The following is a 713-nucleotide window of genomic DNA, read 5'->3' as shown; positions in this document are numbered from 1 at the left end:
TACCAGCGGGTACGAAGTGATTGCCTACATCCCAGGGGAGGGGCACAACCTCCAAGAGCACTCGGTCGTGCTGGTTCGGGGTGGCCGGGTGAAGGACCTACCGGGGGTGCGTTATCACATTGTGCGGGGCGCTCTGGAGTGTGCCGGTGTAGACAAACGTCGTCAGGGTCGCTCCCTCTACGGCGCCAAACGGCCTAAGAAAGGCGCCGCCCAAACCGCTTCCAAAACCCCTCAAAAAGGAGGTAAAAAATGAGACGAAGTACGCCGGAGCCCCGCTCCATTCAGCCGGACCCGAAGTTTGGTAGTGAGCTCGTCGCTCGCCTGGACAATAAGATTATGCGGGATGGCAAAAAAACCAGAGCTTATAAGATATTTTACACCGCTCTGGACATCATTGCGCGTAAGACCCAGCAAAATCCCCTGGATGTCTTTCAGGCCGCGGTGAATAATGCTATGCCGCTTTTAGAGGTGCGGCCCCGCCGGGTAGGCGGTGCTACCCTCCAGGTGCCGGTAGAACCTACCCCGCATCGGCGGCTTTCCCTCTCTATGCGGTGGATCATTGATGCGTCACGCAAGCGTCCCGAAAAAACCATGGCCGAACGGCTCGCCAACGAGCTCATCGCCGCCGCTAAAAACGAGGGCGCTGCCATCAAAAAACGCGACGAGACGCATCGCATGGCCGAAGCCAACAAAGCCTTTGCCCACTTTAGATT

At 57.6% G+C, this 713-nt stretch carries 2 protein-coding genes; both read left to right on the top strand.

Annotated features, from left to right (window positions below):
* On the top strand, positions 1 to 253 hold a 253-nt coding region (gene rpsL, locus NW858_RS10075; protein WP_414520418.1), incomplete at its 5' end, for a 30S ribosomal protein S12.
* Positions 250 to 713 (top strand): 30S ribosomal protein S7 (rpsG, locus tag NW858_RS10070; protein WP_414520417.1); only part of this gene is annotated, 464 nt, incomplete at its 3' end. The genes rpsL and rpsG, both read left to right, overlap by 4 nt.

The organism is Synechococcus sp. H55.10 (assembly GCF_047502715.1).
Lineage (GTDB): Bacteria > Cyanobacteriota > Cyanobacteriia > Thermostichales > Thermostichaceae > Thermostichus.
The sequence above is the reverse complement of the archived record's forward strand: the minus strand, read 5'-3'. Positions and strand labels throughout refer to the sequence as shown.